The organism is Marinibaculum pumilum (genome assembly GCF_042646425.1).
Classification (GTDB): domain Bacteria; phylum Pseudomonadota; class Alphaproteobacteria; order Ferrovibrionales; family Ferrovibrionaceae; genus Marinibaculum; species Marinibaculum pumilum.
In genome coordinates this window covers 44,837-59,935 of the sequence record NZ_JBHRTR010000026.1, presented here as the reverse complement: position 1 = coordinate 59,935, position 15,099 = coordinate 44,837, and the positions used below count along the sequence as shown (strand labels likewise).

At 70.6% G+C, this 15,099-nt stretch carries 11 protein-coding genes; 4 read left to right on the top strand and 7 right to left on the bottom strand.

Going from position 1 to position 15,099, the window contains the following annotated elements; all coding sequences use genetic code 11:
- The first annotated feature begins 98 nt into the window (after window positions 1-98).
- Window positions 99-632, top strand: a complete 534-nt coding sequence (locus ACFOGJ_RS11910) for a TRAP transporter small permease (RefSeq protein WP_379900573.1) — start codon at window positions 99-101, stop codon at window positions 630-632.
- A gap of 42 nt (window positions 633-674) precedes the next feature.
- Window positions 675-1,979: a TRAP transporter large permease gene (locus ACFOGJ_RS11905; protein WP_379900571.1), complete on the top strand. Its 1,305-nt coding sequence runs from the start codon at window positions 675-677 to the stop codon at window positions 1,977-1,979.
- Between the two features lie 192 nt (window positions 1,980-2,171).
- Here ACFOGJ_RS11905 and ACFOGJ_RS11900 read toward each other — a convergent pair whose 3' ends face one another.
- Together ACFOGJ_RS11900 and ACFOGJ_RS11895 are read right to left on the bottom strand one after the other, a co-directional pair.
- Complete coding sequence (locus ACFOGJ_RS11900) at window positions 2,172-3,065, bottom strand: hypothetical protein (protein WP_379900569.1); 894 nt, start codon at window positions 3,063-3,065, stop codon at window positions 2,172-2,174.
- Between the two features lie 173 nt (window positions 3,066-3,238).
- Entirely contained in the window at window positions 3,239-4,153 is a 915-nt protein-coding gene (locus tag ACFOGJ_RS11895; RefSeq protein ID WP_379900567.1) for a ferritin-like domain-containing protein, read from the bottom strand.
- Between the two features lie 163 nt (window positions 4,154-4,316).
- Between ACFOGJ_RS11895 and ACFOGJ_RS11890 the strand changes: the two genes are divergently transcribed.
- Window positions 4,317-5,657, top strand: coding sequence for a hypothetical protein (locus tag ACFOGJ_RS11890; protein ID WP_379900565.1), 1,341 nt, complete (start codon window positions 4,317-4,319; stop codon window positions 5,655-5,657).
- Here ACFOGJ_RS11890 and ACFOGJ_RS11885 read toward each other — a convergent pair.
- On the bottom strand, window positions 5,624-6,631 hold the full coding sequence (locus ACFOGJ_RS11885) for an NAD-dependent epimerase/dehydratase family protein (protein ID WP_379900563.1): 1,008 nt from the start codon (window positions 6,629-6,631) through the stop codon (window positions 5,624-5,626). The genes ACFOGJ_RS11890 and ACFOGJ_RS11885 overlap by 34 nt on opposite strands.
- 13 nt (window positions 6,632-6,644) lie before the next feature.
- Entirely contained in the window at window positions 6,645-8,639 is a 1,995-nt protein-coding gene (locus tag ACFOGJ_RS11880) for an oxidoreductase (RefSeq protein ID WP_379900561.1), read from the bottom strand.
- 104 nt (window positions 8,640-8,743) lie between these two features.
- Here ACFOGJ_RS11880 and prpB point away from each other — a divergent pair, with 104 nt between their 5' ends.
- Window positions 8,744-9,670 (top strand): methylisocitrate lyase, encoded by a 927-nt coding sequence (gene prpB / locus ACFOGJ_RS11875; protein ID WP_379900559.1) that lies wholly within the window; start codon window positions 8,744-8,746, stop codon window positions 9,668-9,670.
- Window positions 9,671-9,914: 244 nt separating this feature from the next.
- Here the strand turns inward: prpB and ACFOGJ_RS11870 are convergent, their stop codons facing one another.
- Genes ACFOGJ_RS11870 through ACFOGJ_RS11860 form a run of 3 tightly spaced genes read right to left on the bottom strand, consistent with a single transcriptional unit; the run spans window position 9,915 to window position 14,958 of the window.
- Window positions 9,915-10,925 (bottom strand): SIS domain-containing protein, encoded by a 1,011-nt coding sequence (locus tag ACFOGJ_RS11870; RefSeq protein WP_379900557.1) that lies wholly within the window; start codon window positions 10,923-10,925, stop codon window positions 9,915-9,917.
- Entirely contained in the window at window positions 10,922-12,928 is a 2,007-nt protein-coding gene (locus tag ACFOGJ_RS11865; RefSeq protein ID WP_379900555.1) for a hydantoinase B/oxoprolinase family protein, read from the bottom strand. The genes ACFOGJ_RS11870 and ACFOGJ_RS11865 overlap by 4 nt, the downstream gene beginning before the upstream one ends.
- Window positions 12,928-14,958: a hydantoinase/oxoprolinase family protein gene (locus tag ACFOGJ_RS11860; protein WP_379900553.1), complete on the bottom strand. Its 2,031-nt coding sequence runs from the start codon at window positions 14,956-14,958 to the stop codon at window positions 12,928-12,930. The genes ACFOGJ_RS11865 and ACFOGJ_RS11860 overlap by 1 nt, the downstream gene beginning before the upstream one ends.
- Between the last annotated feature and the right edge of the window lie 141 nt (window positions 14,959-15,099).

Sequence of the window (15,099 nt, the reverse complement as noted above, 5' to 3'; positions counted from 1 at the left end):
CCCCCGGGCCCGATGCCGTTTTCGCGGAACCGCGGGAACCGCCGCGGCGCCGCGGGCACGGTTCCGCTGCCGGATCCTCTGACCGGAGGCTGCCCGACATGCGCCGCATCCTGGAGCACGTCTATCGGCTGAGCGGCGCCGCCGGCGCCCTCTGCTTCGTCATGATGGGCGGCCTGGTGGTCGCCCAGATCGTCAGCCGCCTGCTGGGCGTCTACATCCCGTCCGCCGACGACATCGCCGCCATGCTGCTGGCGGCCGGCTCCTTCCTGGCCCTGGCCTATACCCTGCGCCGCGGCGGCCATATCCGGGTGACCCTGCTGCTGCACCGCCTGCCGCAGGCATTGCACAGGCCCGCGGAGCTGCTCTGCCTGGCCGCCGGCACCGTCGTGACCGGCTGGCTCGCCTATGAATGCGCGATGGCGGTCTACTATTCCTGGTTCCTGAACGACTACACCATCGGCGCCATGCCGATCCCGAAATGGATCCCGCAGGTCTGGATGGCGGTCGGCATGATCGTGCTGTTCATCGCCTTCCTCGACGACCTGCTGGTTGCCCTGCTGGGCCGCGCCCCGTCCTATGCGGCCTTCGAGCACGATCCGCGCGACGGCTCCGGCGAGGTCGTCAATGAATAAACTGTCACCGAACAGCCCGTCGCCCTGGCGCAGGAGCCTGCCGTGGACCCGGTAACCGTCGGCATCATCCTCTCCGTCATCCTGCTGGTGGCGCTGGCCGCCGGCATCTGGGTGGCGATCTCGCTGACCATCGTCGGCGCGGCGGGGATGATGATGTTCTCCAGCGCCCCGGTGGGCTCCATCGCCGCGACGAAGTTCTGGGAGCTCTCCTCCTCCATCGCGCTCACCGCCCTGCCGCTGTTCATCTGGATGGGCGAGATCCTGTTCCGCACGCAGCTCTCGGCCAACATGTTCTCCGGCCTGGCGCCCTGGCTGACCCGGCTGCCGGGCCGGCTGATGCACACCAACGTGCTGGGCTGCGGCATCTTCGCCGCCGTCTCCGGCTCCTCGACGGCGACCTGCGTCACCATCGGCCGGATGAGCCTGCCGGAGCTGAAGAAGCGCGGCTATGACGAGAAGATGTCGATCGGCAGCCTGGCCAGCTCCGGCGCGCTGGGCCTGATGATCCCGCCGTCGATCATCATGATCGTCTACGGCGTGGCGGCGGAGGTCTCGATCGCGCGGCTGTTCATCGCCGGGATCATCCCGGGCCTGCTGATGATGAGCCTGTTCATGGGCTATATCGCGGTCCGCGCGATCATGGACCCGGCGCGCACGCCGGCCAGCGACATCACCATGTCCTTCATCCAGAAGGTCCGCAATTCCTGGCAGCTGCTGCCGGTCATCCTGCTGATCGTCGGCGTGATCGGCTCGATCTACGGCGGCATCGCCACGGCGACGGAATCGGCGGCCGTCGGCGTCGTCGGCGCGCTGGCGATCGCCGCCGCCACCCGCAGCCTGTCCTGGGCCAGCTTCACCGACAGCCTGATGGCGGCGACCCGCACCAGCTGCATGCTGGCGCTGATCCTGTCGGCGTCGGCCTTCCTGTCGACCGCCATGGGCTTTACCGGGATCCCGCGTTTCCTGGCCTCCACGGTGGGGGACATGCAGCTCGACCCGATCATGCTGCTGGTGGTGCTGACCCTGCTGTTCATCGTGCTGGGCTGCTTCCTGGACGGCGTCTCCGTCATCGTGCTGACCACCTCGGTGGTGATGCCGATGATCGCCGCCGCCGGCATCGACCCGATCTGGTTCGGCATCTACCTGGTGATCGTGGTGGAGATGTCGGTGATCACGCCGCCGGTCGGCTTCAACCTGTTCGTGCTGCAGAGCCTGACCGGCAGGGACATCTTCTTCATCGCCGCCGGCTGCCTGCCGTTCTTCCTGCTGATGGTGGCGACGGTGGCGATCCTGATCCTGGTGCCGGAGGTCGCGACCTACCTGCCGAGCCAGATGTACGGGCGGTAGCGGGCGGGAAGGCCGTGCGCCTTCCACGACGCTGAGGCGCCACCTGCCAGGCCGTCGTCCTCGGCCCCCGAGCCGAGGACCGCGACGGAACGACGAAACGGTGTGACGGAGAAGCCGCCATGCCGGCGTTGGGATCCTCGGGTCAGGCCCGAGGATGACGGAGAATGCGGGGAAGGCGGGGACTTTCGCTCCTCAGAAGCGCCCGAACCGGTGCTCCAGCTTCGGCAGGGCGATGCCGTAGGCGGCCAGCCGCTCCCGCGACGATGCGACTGATGCGGCGACGGCTGCCACGGCCGCGTCCGGCGCGGCGGCGCCGAGCCCCGCCTCTGCCGTGACCGCGCAGGCCGCGGCCAGGTCGTCGGCCAGCCCCGGCTCCGCCAGGGCCGCGACCTGCAGCCCGGCCAGCTCCCGCCGGCAGAGCGCGTCGAGCTGCGCCACGGCGGAGGTGCGCATTTCGTCCGTCAGCCGGTCGCGGCGGGCGTCGAGATAGAGCCAGCCGAAGGCGGCATGGCGGCGCCGGTCGGCGGCCATGAAGCCCAGGATGCTGGACGCCACCGGGTCGGTCGTGGCGGCAGCGGCCGCCTTCAGCAGCGCCACCTCCAGCTCCAGCCGGAACGCCACCTGTGCGGCGACATAGCCTTCCAGCGCCATGTCGCCGTCCAGCGCCTGGGCATAGGCCGCCTCGTTGAACAGCGCCTCGTAGGCGGGATTGGCCGGCCGGTCGACGACCCCGCCCAGCTTCTCGCAGAAGCGGGCGGCGGCATCGACATGCCAGGCCTCTTCCGTGCCGCGCACCGACAGGAAGTATTTCGGATCGCTCTCCCGCCGGTGCTCCAGGCAGAAGCGCACCAGCAGCGCGGGCGATGCGGCCAGATGGCCATAGGCCAGCCACAGCCGGTGGCTCCAGACCAGCCGCGCGGCGGCCAGCTGCTCCGCGGTATAGCGGCCGGCGTCGAACGCCGCCCAGGGCACCGAGCGGCTGGGGTCCCAGTGGGCGGCCTTCGCCTCGCCGTACAGGGCCCAGACGCTGTCCAGGCTGGGTTTCAGATCGAGCGGGAAACGCTTCTCGACAAGCTGGCGGGGCAATGCGCTCTCCTGGAAGGTGCCGGACGAAATGGGAACGCGTCGTTCTCGGGCTTGACCCGAGACCCCATTCCGCAAGCTGCTCGGAAGCCGCAAAGCTGGCGGAATGGATCCCGGATCAAGTCCGGGATGACAATCATGGTGGCAGCACCGCATCCACCTAAGTCGGGACCGCTCTAGAAGGTGCCGAGCTTGGGATGCTGGAACATCGGCAGGTCGATGCCCAGGCCGGCGAACTGGCGGCGGACCCGCTGCACGCAGTTGATGAAGACCGGCTTCTCCGCCTCCTCCACCGTGGCGCCCAGGCCGCCTTCCCAGGTCAGGCGATCGATCTCGTTCTCGATCCGGGTCGCCTCGGAATCCGCCGCCATCCAGGGCACCCGGTAGCCGGTCAGTTCCACCTGCTCGGTGGAGGTGATGGCCGCCTGGCGGACCCGCTCGACCTCCTCCGGCGTCAGCTCCGGCAGCCGCTTTTCCAGATAGTGCCAGCCGAAGGCGCAGTGCCGGACCTCGTCGCGCATGATCAGCCGCAGCACCCGGTTGGCCACCGGGTTGGACGCCGTCTCCACCATCAGGCGGAACCAGTCGAAGGCATATTCCTCCAGGGTGCAGACCAGGGCGCTGAAGATCATCTCCACCGAGGTGTCGGGATCCAGCGCCATCTTGCGCACGCCATGGGTGGAGACCGCGTTCTGGAAGTCCTTCACCTGCGGCTCCTCGACCCAGCCGCCCAGATGTTCCGCCATCAGGTAGCAGGCCTCCGCATGGCGGGCCTCCTCCTGGCTGCGGATGGCGAAGAACAGCGACAGTTCCGGCGGCAGGTGGTCGCGGTAGAAGCGCACGATCATCGCCGGGCTTTCCGACACCGCGCCATATTCGCCCCAGCCGCGGCGGCTCCACCACAGGCGGGCGGCCTCGCGCTGGTCGTCGGGGATCTCGTCCGGCCGCAGCTGGCTCCAGTCCACGTCGGTGCGCGGGTCCCACTGGTTCCGGGTGGCGGACAGATAGAGGTCCCGGATCTTCGGGATCGACGTCGACATGTCGATCGGGAAGCGCTGCTCGGGGAGTTCGAGGATCGTCGGTGCATTCATGGCGATAATCGGTTCCTGCCGTCTCCGGGACTGGCCAGCCGGCCATTTCCGCCTTCTGGAAATCGACCGGCTGACTGCTATCGTAGGGAACCTGGGGGTCCCCGTAAACGCAACTCCATATAGAGAGCGCGATGTCGCAGGCCAGTCATTCCGGCGGCGAGCCATGATCCTCGCCGGCCTGTCCTGTCGTCTCCACGACACGACCCATCGCGAAATCCGCTTCGGCGCAGCCGAGCCCCTGGCGCCGGCCAATGCGGTGCTCTGGTCGCCCGCCGGCAGCGTGGCGGAGTACCGCCTGCATTTCGACCCGCACGACCCGTACCGCCACAGCACCGGCCGCGACCTGCCGCCCCTGCTGGACCTGGCCGGCACCGAGGCCTTCCTCCGCGACGAGCGCCGCCGCCGCGACGAACTGCTGGCGCTGCTGGATCGCGGCGGCCTGATCGTCGTCGACCTGGCCGGTGATGCCCGCCTGCGCTTCCACACGGTGGAGACGATCTTCGACATCGATCTGGCGCTCAGCCTGCCGCATCCCGGCGCCGGGCAGGGCGAGGCGCTGCCGCCAGCGGAGCCGCACCATGGCATGACGATCCTGTCCGGCGAACCGTTCCGCAGTTTCGCCGCGGCAACGGTCGCGGCGCGGCCGGAGCGCAGCGGCCTGGCCCGTCATCCCGGCGTGCCGCTGGTGCGAGACCGTGAAGGCGCGGTGCTGGGCTTCCACACTGGCATCGGCACCGGCCACCTGGTCGCCCTGCCGCTGGACCTCGCCCATGCCGGGCCGGCACGCATGGCGGTGCTTGTCCGGCATGTCGGCCGGCTGGCCGCATCGCTCGGCGACGTGCTGCATGGCGCTCTGCCCGGCTGGATCGACCGCTTCCCGACAGCGGAGGAACGGGCGCTGCAGCAGGAGGCCGGCCGCATCGAGGACGAGATCCGACGCCTGCGGCAGGCACAGGCCGCCCTGGCGCAGCGCCGCGAACGGCTGCGCAGCGGTCGGGCGCTGATCCATGCCGGCGGCCGTTTGCTGGCGGAGGCCGCGGCGGACGCCTTCCGCAGCGCCGGCGCCGCCGTCCTGCAGGCGCGCGAGGGCGAGGGCGACCTGGTGGTGGAACGGCCGGACGGCCTGCACCTGGTCGCCATCGCCGGCAGCCGCTTTGCCGATCCCGGCAACGCGCTCGCCCGGCTGGCCGCGGCCGCCGCCCGGGAAGGTCAGCGGGCCGGCCTGCCGGCCGGCGCGGTGCTGCTGCTGGCGGGCGAGCAGGACCTGCCGCCGGACCTGCGCAGCGTCCCGCCCCTTCCCCCTTCCCTGCTGCAACAGGCAACGGAATGCGGCGTGACCCTGCTGACGACCCTGGAGCTGTTCGCGCTGGCGCAGGAGGCCGGCGCCCTACCGGGCCCCGATGCGGCATCGCGCTGGCGCGCCTGGCTGGCCGCACCGCCGCGGCCCGCGGGCCTGGCGGACTGGCGGCGCTACCTTTCCGGTCCGGCGAACCAGCCGGGGTGAGCCGCAACCCAGCGCGCGAAAGCGTCCAGCGCCGCATCCAGCGGGAAGTCCGCGCCCAGCACAGCATCCGGCATCAGCGCCTGAAGGCGCTGCACATCCGCCGGCTGACGGGTGCGCGTCAGGTCGTCCAGGAAGGCGACATTCGCCGATGCCTCGTCATCCGCATAGTCCCAGTCGAGCCCGGGCAGGACGCGGCCCAACGCCGCGCAGAAGCGCGCCGGGTGCCAGGTCCGCCCCGGCGCCACGTTGTAGGCGAAATGGTCCAGCACGGCCGCGTCCAGCAGGCGGATCAGCGCCTGCGCCACGTCGGGCGCATGGACCCAGTCGCGCGGGCCCTGCCGCACGATCCGCACCGGCCGGCCCTGCTGCGCCAGGCGGGCGATCTGGAACATCGGGCTCAGGGTGTCGCGCAGGCCGGTATCGCGTTCCCACGCGCCCATCACCGCGGTGATGCGGGCCGCCGCCACCGACAGGCCGTGCAGGCCGCCCAGGCGCCGCCCCATCATCTCCACCCCCAGCTTGGAGATGCCGTAGAGGGTGCGGGGTTCGCAGGGCGCGTCCTCCGCCACCGGCCCGGCGCCGAAGAAGGCATCGCCATAGACGGCGGAGGAGGAGGCCAGCACCACCCGCTCCACCCCGGCCGCAACCGCCGCCTCCACCGCGCGGGTGGCGCCGACCAGGTTGACCTCCAGGATGCGGGCGGCGTCGCTACGCTCGCGCGCCTCGCCTGCCGTGATGACCGCGCCGTGAAACAGGCGCCGCACCCCGTGCTCCGCCAGCAATGCCCGCAGCGCGGCGCCGTCGGTGACGTCGGCGACCCGGTCGACCAGACGTCCCGGCAGGCCTGCGAACTCTGCCGCTGCCGCGGCCGGCAGGCCGTCCAGGCTGACCGACAGTACCGTCTCTCCGCGCCGCAGCAGCGCCTCTACCAGGTTCAGCCCGACAAAGCCGCTGCCGCCCGTGACCGCGTACATGCCCCCGCCCCCGTCAGATGCCGCGCGCGGCGCGGTGGCCCTCGAAGACCGCCTCCAGCGCGGTCCGCGGGGTCAGGCAGTCGCCGGCCAGGACAGGCGCCAGGCCCAGCGCCCGCAGTTCCGCCTCCAGCCCGTCCTCGGGCCGATTGTGCTGGCAGGCGACCAGGGTGTCGAAACCGTCCAGCACCTCCGTCGTGCCGGTGGAGACATCCTCCAGGGTCAGCTTCGGCGCCGCGAAGCCGGTGACCGCGCGCAGGGTGCGGATCGCCACCCCCTTCTCGCGCAGGCGCTTGCGGGTCGAGGTGGTGGAATAGATCGTCGTGCGCCAGGCAAAGCCGGCGACCGGCGTGAACACCGTCACCTCGCGGCCCAGGCCCGCATCCCCGCCCGCGGTGGCGAGATGCTCGATGAAGCCCAGCGCCGCCCAGTCGCCGGTGGTGTCGTAGACCGCGACCCGGCCGCCCAGCAGGTTCGGGTTGGCCAGCACCGCCTCCATGGTCAGCGCCGCTGTGCCGTCCGCAAGCACCATCGGCTGTGGGGCCGAGCCGGTCGCCAGCACCACCGCATCGGCGCCGAAGTCGCGAATCGCCGCGGCATCCGCCGCCTTCGACACCACGACCTTCACCCCGGTCGCCGCCAGCCGGCGCGCCTGATAGTCCAGCAACAGGCGGAAGTCGTCGCGCAGCGCCATCTCCGGCGCCAAAGCGAGCTGCCCGCCCAGCCTTTCGCCGCGCTCCCACAGGGTCACGTCATGGCCGCGCGCGGCGGCCACCCAGGCCGCCTCCGCACCGCCCGGCCCGCCGCCGACCACCAGCACCTTCTTCGGCACCGCCGCGCGGTCCGCTTCCGGTTCCGGCCATTCGGCCTCCCGCCCGGCCATCGGATTGACCATGCAGGTCAGCGCGATGTTCAGCTCCAGCCGCTGCGCGCAGCCCTGGTTGCAGCCGATGCAGGGGCGCAGCTCACCCTCCCGCCCGTCGCGATGCTTCGCCACCAGCTCCGGGTCGGCGACATGGGCGCGGGCCATGCCGACCATGTCGGCCTCGCCCGCGGCCAGCATCGCCTCCACCTCTTCCAGGCCGCGATACTTGCAGACGGTGAAGACGGGGATCTCGCTACCGGCCTTTCGCACGACCGATCGGATCGCGCCGGGCAGCGCGCGGAACGGCGCGGGGTCCAGCGCCATGTCCGCCATCTGGGTGCCCAGCGAATGGCTCATATGATAGGCGGAATGGCTGACATGGATGAAGTCGGCCAGCCGTTCCGGCACCAGCCGCGCCACGATCGCGCAGGCCTCGTCCAGGTGCAGCCCGCCCTCGACGAATTCCTCCGCGCTGATGCGGATGCCCAGGCAGGTCTCCGCCCCCACGGCCCGGCGCAACGCGGCCAGCACCTCCAGCGGGAAACGCATCCGGTTCTCGGTCGAGCCGCCGTAATCGTCCTCCCGCACGTTCGACAGCGGCGACAGGAACTGCTGCAGCAGGTGGCCATGGCCCCAGTGCAGCTCGATCCCGTCCAGCCCGGCCTCCAGCAGGTTCAGGCTGGTCCGGACATGGGCGTCGCGGATCTCCTCCATCTCCCAGCGCCGCATGTCGCGCGGCAGGTAGGCGGTCGGCGACCAGCGCAGGCGCGAGGCGGAGGAGGAGACGGTGCGTTCGAAATCGCCCTCGATCTGGCGGCCCATATGGCAGACCTGGCCGAGCAAAAGCCCGCCTTCCTCGTGCACCGCCTCGGCGACCCGGCGGAAGGCGTCGACGGCACCGGGCAGGAAGCCGGCGACCCCCTGCGGCCGGCCCAGGGTGTTTTCCGACACGCGCACCGCCTCGAAGATGTTCATCGCCACGCCGCCGCGGGCGCGCATCCGGTGATAGGTCGCATGCCGTTCGCTCGGCAGGTGATGCGCGCCGAAATTGGTGGTATGGGCCGGCATGAAGATCCGGTTCTTCACCTCCAGCCGGTTGATCCGCAGCGGCTGGAAGACATGGGGATATCGGGGATGCGGGGACATGGGGCTCGTGCGGTTGGGAAACATCGTGCGCGCCTGCGAGACTACAATAGGAGCGGCCGCGGTACAGCACGCGGCCAAGCAGACGCAGCGACCGGGAGATGATCGTGACCGACCCCCTCTGGCTTGAACGGGACGACCAGGCCCGCCCGCCCGCCGGCGACCGCCTGGCGGCGCTGATCGGCAGGGACCGGATCCTCGGCGTGCCCGGCGCCCATAGCGGCATGGCGGCCCTGCTGGCGAAGCGCACCGGCTTCGAGGCGCTGTACCTGTCGGGCGCGGCGCTGACCGCGTCGATGGGCCTGCCCGACCTGGGCATCATCACGCCGGACGAGCTGGCCCGTGCAACGCGCGAGATCGTGCGCGCCAGCGACCTGCCGCTGATCGTCGACGGCGATACCGGCTATGGCGAGGCGCTGAACGTCATGCGCCTGGTCCGCGACCTGGAGGATGCCGGCGCCGCCGCCGTGCAGATCGAAGACCAGCAGCTGCCGAAGAAATGCGGCCACCTGAACGACAAGAAGCTGGTGCCGGCGGAAGAAATGGCCGCCAAGGTCGCCGCGGCGCGCAAGGCGCGCCGGCACCTGCGGATCATCGCCCGCACCGACGCCGCCGCCGAGAGTCTGGACGAGGCGATCCGCCGGATGAGGCTCTATGTCGAGGCGGGCGCCGACATCATCTTCCCGGAGGCGCTGACCGGCCTGGACGCGATCGCCAGGGTGCGCGAAGCGGTCGACGTGCCGCTCTTGGGCAACATGACGGAGTTCGGCCGCACCCCGTACATGACCGATACGGAGTGGCAGCAGCTGGGCTTCGACATCGTGATCTGGCCGGTCTCCTCGCTGCGGGTGGCGGCGAAGGCGATGACCGGGCTCTACGCCCATATCCGCGAAGAGGGCGGCACCGTCGGCCTGCTGGAGCAGATGCAGACCCGCGCCGAGCTCTACGACACGATCTCCTATTTCGACTACGAGGAGCTGGACGGCTCGGTCGCCCGGAGCGTGCTGCCCACGATCGGGGAGAACAAAGGGTAGCGGCTGCGCGGATCGGCGCGCGGGCCGGCCCAATACGGCGCTGTGGCCCCCTCCCTCTTCGCCGTCATCCTCGGCCGCCGAGCCGAGGATCGCGACGGGACGGTGACACAGTGGGGCGGGGGGGCCGCAACGCCGGCGCTGGGATCCTCGGCTCGGGGGCCGAGGATGACGGATAGGGAGAGTCGGCGGCGGCACCGAAGACGGGGAAAGAGGGAGAAGGCGCCGCTGCCCTCTCCCCCATCCCCTACAGCCGGATACCCGTCATCACACTGCGCCAGGGTTCCCGGTTGCCGTGCATGCTGTCCGGATCGGTGCCGCGCAGCCGCGCCAGTTCCGCCGCCAGGCGCTGCAGCGGCACGATGCCGGTGACCGGGCGCAGCAGCGGATGCGGGGTGACGAAGACCAGGTCGGCGTCCGGGTGCGTGCCGGCGGTGACGCAGCGGATGCCGAGGCGGTCCAGCACCGACAGCAGCAGCTCCGTCCGGCCGCCGTCATCCTCTTCCGGCTCGATCACGACGGCGGCCATGCCGGGGTGGAAGCTGGCCGGGGTGCCGTGCAGGGCGAATTCCGGCGACATGCCCTCCGTCCACTGCCAGGCGCCCTCCTTGATCTTCAGCGCCGCCTCCTGCGCGGTCTGCAGGTCGGCGCCGAAGCCGACGATCAGCAGGGTCTCCGCATCCCGCACCTTCGCCGCGGCGTCCGCCGGCCCGGGGATCCGCAGGGTGCGGTCCACCGCCTCCGGCAGCGCGTCGACCGCGGTGGCGAAATCGCGTCCGGGCGACGTGTCGAATGGCGCCGCCAGCCGCGCCAGCGCCGCCAGGGAACTGAGATAGGAGACGGTGAAGGTGCCCGCCGTCTCGTTCGCGCAGGTGCGGATCACCTCGTCCGCCGCCTGCTCCGGCGCCGCCTGGCCGACGATCGCGATGGTGCGGGCGCCGGCACGCCGCGCCCGGGCGAGGCTGGCGGTCGGGAAGATCTTGGTGCCGCGATGGCTGATCACGACGACCTGGTCCTCCGCCCGGACCGGCATCCAGGTGCCCATGTCATGGGCGTCGAAGGCCTGCGCCCGGTTGCGTCCGCCGGTCAACATGGTGATCCAGCCGGCCGCCACCCGCGCGGCGAACAGCGAGGTGCCGATGCCGGTGAAGATGATCGGCCGCTCCGGATCGAGGTCCGGCATCTCGGCGGCCAGGATGCCGCGCATCGCCTCCGGCGCGGAGGCGATCTGCCGGTCCAGGTTGAATGTCGTGCTCATTCCGCCGCCCCCCCGGCCGGCTGCCAGGCGCCGGCGGTCCGCTGGCGGAACATGCCGCGGAATTCCTCCGTCGTCTTCGACAGCAATGTCCCGTTGCCCCAGTCCAGGATCACCGCGTATTGCCGCACCAGGTCCAGCATGGACAGCTCGCCCGCGCGGTAGCGCCGCGCCACATCCTCCGGATCCTCGTCCAGCCAGCCGAGCCGGGCGGCACGGATCGACCGCCGCGCCGCCTGCGTGGCGTCGAGGTCGAGCTCGAACTGATCGAGCTCGCGGTCGATCTCCCGCACCACCACGCCGTAGTCCTTCAGGGCCCGTTCGACGCTGACATATTCGTCAATCACGTCCTCCAGCACCGCCGCCGGCTCACGCTCCAGCGGATCGCCGAGGCCGCCGCCGCCGGCCGACGGGCGGGTGAAGAAGTCGCCCTCCCCCACCGGCACGTTGGAGAAGATCGCCCCCATGAAACGGGGCTCGCCGCCCGCCGGCGTCAGCCAGACGCCATGCGGGACCGACGGCAGGCCGCCCTGCATCCCCCAGGTGACGGAGCGCGAGCGGTCGCAGCAATAGGACATCACGGTGCCGCGGACATTGGTCAGGGTGCCGCCCTTGCGCACCCCGCAGCCGCCGCGGAAGCGTCCCGGCCCGCCGGAATCGGTGGCGATCTGGTGCTCGCTGGTGACCACGGGGCAGAGCCGTTCCTGCCCCTCCAGGGGCTGCACCGCCTCGCCCACGCCGAACACGGCGGAGGTGGCGCTGGAGCCGTCCTTGCCGTTGCGTCCGCCCCAGCCGCCGACCATCCAGTCGTACCACATGAAGACGTCGTTGCCGGCGGTGCGGCCGTCCTTGCCGCCGACCAGCAGGTATTCGATGTCGACGCAGCAGGCCATCGCGCGCTTCGGCTGCACCTGCGACCAGAGCTCGAACACCGCGTTGACGACCTTGCCGTAGGAACCGGAGCAGAAGCCGGTGACGGCGGTCGGCCAGACCGCGTTGACCACGGTACCGGGCGGCCCCAGCTCGACGTCCAGCACCCGGTAGAAGCCGGAGTTCAGCGGCAGGTCGGGGAAGAACATCTTCGTCCCCGTCACCAGGCCGGAGAAGGAGGAACCGAAGGTGCCGTTGAGGAAGGTGGCGACCGCCTCCGCAGAGCCGGACAGGTCATAGGCGATCCGGTCGCCCTTGATCGTCATACGCACCTTCACCGGCACCAGCCCCTCGCCCTTCGCCGGGTCGAAGTCCAGATAGTCGGTGGTTTCCCAGCTGCCGTCGGGCATCTCCGCCACCCGCTGCCGGGTCAGCCGCTCGACATAGTCCTGCACCTCCGCCATCGCGGTGACGATGGTCGCCCGGCCGTACTTGCCGACCAGGCGCAGCATCTCGATCTCCGCCACCCGGGTCGCTTCCAGCTGCGCGTGCAGGTCGCCTTCCGCCGCTTCCGGCGCGCGGGTATTGGACACGATCAGCCGCACCACGTCGGGCAGCGCCCGCCCGCGGTGGACGAAGCGCACCGGCGGGATGCGCAGCCCCTCGCCGAAATGCTCCTTGGCATTCACGTCGAACGACCCGGGCACGGAGCCGCCGATATCCGCCCAATGGCCGTTGGACTGGGAGAAGGCGATCAGCTCGCCGTCCGCGAAGATCGGCCGCACGATCCGCACGTCGCAGAAATGCGTGCCGCCCAGATAGGGGTCGTTGACGGCGAACACGTCGCCCGGGCCGATATCGTCGCCGAACGCCTCGATCACCGCCTTGGCGGTGAAGTGCAGGGTGCCGACATGGACGGCGATGTCGGCGCTGCCCTGCATCACGGTGTTTCCGTCGCGATCGCACAGCGCGGAGGAGAAGTCGCGCGCATACATCACGAAGGAATGGCAGGTGCGCAGGATCTGCTCCGCCATCTGGTCGACGATGGTGGTGAAGGCGTTCTTCAGGACCTCGAAGGTGACGGGGTCCAGGCTGTAGGCGGGATCGTCCGCGCCGATCTTCTGCTGCAGGGTCATCAGACCGAAATCCTCAGATTGTGCCAGGGGTCGACCTCCGCCACCGCGCCGGGCGGGATCGGGGTCGTGGAGTCGAGCTGCTCGATCACGGCCGGGCCGGCGATCGTCATGCCGGCGGCCAGGCCGGCGCGGTCGAAGACGGGGGTGTCGACCGGGTCGGTGCTGTCCTGGAACCAGACCTGGCGGATCGCCACCGGCACCGGTTCCGCATCGGTCGGTTCCTGCCGGGGCAAGGCCGGCTTCGGCACCGTGCCGATGGCGACGACGTTGAGGCGATAGACCTCCACCGGCACGCCTTCGCGGCTGAAATTGTGCTCGCGCGCATGCTCGCCGTGGAACTGCGACACGATCGGCGCCAGGTCGGTGACCGCGCCCTCGGTGGCGATCGACATCGACCGCCACTGGCCGACATAGCGCATGTCGATATGCCGGATCAGCCGCATGTCCGCGGCCGCGACGCCTTCCGCCTGCAGCCGCTCGGTGGCTTCCGCTTCCAGCTTCCGGAACTCCGCCTCGACATCGGCGGGCGCGACCTCGTCGACCCGGCCCAGGAACATCGACGACAGGTCGTGCTGGATATCCACCAGCAGGCAGCCCAGGGCGGAGGTGACGCCGGGATGCGGCGGCACCAGCACGGTCGGGATCGACAGCTCCCGCGCCAGGTCGACGCCGTGCAGCGGGCCGGCACCGCCGAACACCACCAGCACGAACTCCCGCGGGTCGTAGCCGCGGCGGATCGAGATCAGGCGCACCGCATCCGCCATGTTGGCATTGGCGACCCGCAGCACCGCATTGGCCGCCTGCGGCACCGTCTGGCCCAGCGGCTCGGCGACACCCAGGCGGATCGCGTCGGTCGCGGCCTGCCGGTCCAGCGCCAGCCCGCCGCCGACCAGGGACGCGCCCAGGCGCCCCAGGACCAGATTGGCATCGGTATTGGTGGGCTCGCTGCCGCCGCGGCCATAGGCGGCGGGCCCCGGGCTGGCGCCGGCCGATTGCGGCCCGTTGCGCAGGCCGCCGGCATCGTCCAGCCAGGCCAGCGAGCCGCCGCCCGCGCCGATGGTCAGCACCTCGATGCTGGGCAGGCAGATCGGGTAGCCGTATTCCACCGACCATTCCTTGGTGGTGCGCAGCACCCCCTCGGTGACGATCGAGATGTCCGTGCTGGTGCCGCCCATGTCCAGGCCGATGGCGTTCTCGAAGCCGGCCAGGGCGGCGATATGGCGGCTGGCGATGGCGCCCGCGGCGATGCCGGAGGCGGACAGCCGCACGCCCATCTTCTCCACCGTCTTCGGCGTCATCACGCCGCCGCCGGAATGCAGGATCAGCAGGTCGCCGTCATAGCCGCCCGCCTTCAGCTTCTCGCTCAGCCGGTTCACATAGCCGCTGACCAGCGGCGCCAGCACGGCGTTGGCGGCGGTGGTGGAGAAGCGCTCATGCTCGAAGATCTCCGGCAGCACCTCGCTGGAACAGCAGACCCGGGCGTCGGGATGCTCCTCGTTGAGGATCTCGCACATGCGGCGCTCGTTCGCCGGATTGGCATGGGCGTTGATGAAGCAGACCGCGATCGTCTCCACCCCCTTGCGGCGCAGGATTCCGGCGACCCGGCGGGCATCGGCCTCGTCCAGCGGCTGCAGGACCTTGCCGCCATAGTCGATTCGCTCCGCGACCTCGATCCGGTCGCGGCGGCGGATATGGGGTGGCGCGACATCCTTGTAGGCGTCCCAGAGATCCTCCTTCGTGCCGCGGCGGATCTCGATGATGTCGCGGAAGCCGCGGGTCGTGACCATCGCCGCGCGCGGCAGGCGGCGGGTGATCAGCGCGTTCGTCGCCACCGTGGTGCCGTGGGAGAACAGGGCGACGTCGTGCAGGTCGACGCCGGCATTGGCGACGCCTTTCAGCACCGCCTCCATCGGGTCGGCGCTGGAGGGCAGCTTCTCCACCCCCATGGCGCCCGACCGGTCGTCGAAGATGCAGATGTCGGTGAAGGTGCCGCCCACATCCACGGCGACCCTGATGCTGGCTGAACTCATGGTCCCTCTCTTCGATGCGGCATGCGCCGGCTGGCCTGAAGTCCAATATCGCCATTGGGACTCGACAATTGGCACTCTTTCAAGAATCCAATATCAGAAATTGGACTGCATTGGACTGGAGCTGGTTGACCGCCGCAGCGA

Excerpts from the sequence above, each read along its gene's own strand:
- ACFOGJ_RS11910 (WP_379900573.1), top strand. The coding sequence starts at position 99 with ATGCGCCGCATCCTGGAGCACGTCTATCGGCTGAGCGGCGCCGCCGGC.
- ACFOGJ_RS11895 (WP_379900567.1), bottom strand. The coding sequence starts at position 4,153 with ATGAATGCACCGACGATCCTCGAACTCCCCGAGCAGCGCTTCCCGATC.
- ACFOGJ_RS11890 (WP_379900565.1), top strand. The coding sequence starts at position 4,317 with ATGATCCTCGCCGGCCTGTCCTGTCGTCTCCACGACACGACCCATCGC.
- ACFOGJ_RS11885 (WP_379900563.1), bottom strand. The coding sequence starts at position 6,631 with ATGTACGCGGTCACGGGCGGCAGCGGCTTTGTCGGGCTGAACCTGGTA.
- ACFOGJ_RS11880 (WP_379900561.1), bottom strand. The coding sequence starts at position 8,639 with ATGTCCCCGCATCCCCGATATCCCCATGTCTTCCAGCCGCTGCGGATC.
- ACFOGJ_RS11870 (WP_379900557.1), bottom strand. The coding sequence starts at position 10,925 with ATGAGCACGACATTCAACCTGGACCGGCAGATCGCCTCCGCGCCGGAG.
- ACFOGJ_RS11865 (WP_379900555.1), bottom strand. The coding sequence starts at position 12,928 with ATGACCCTGCAGCAGAAGATCGGCGCGGACGATCCCGCCTACAGCCTG.
- ACFOGJ_RS11860 (WP_379900553.1), bottom strand. The coding sequence starts at position 14,958 with ATGAGTTCAGCCAGCATCAGGGTCGCCGTGGATGTGGGCGGCACCTTC.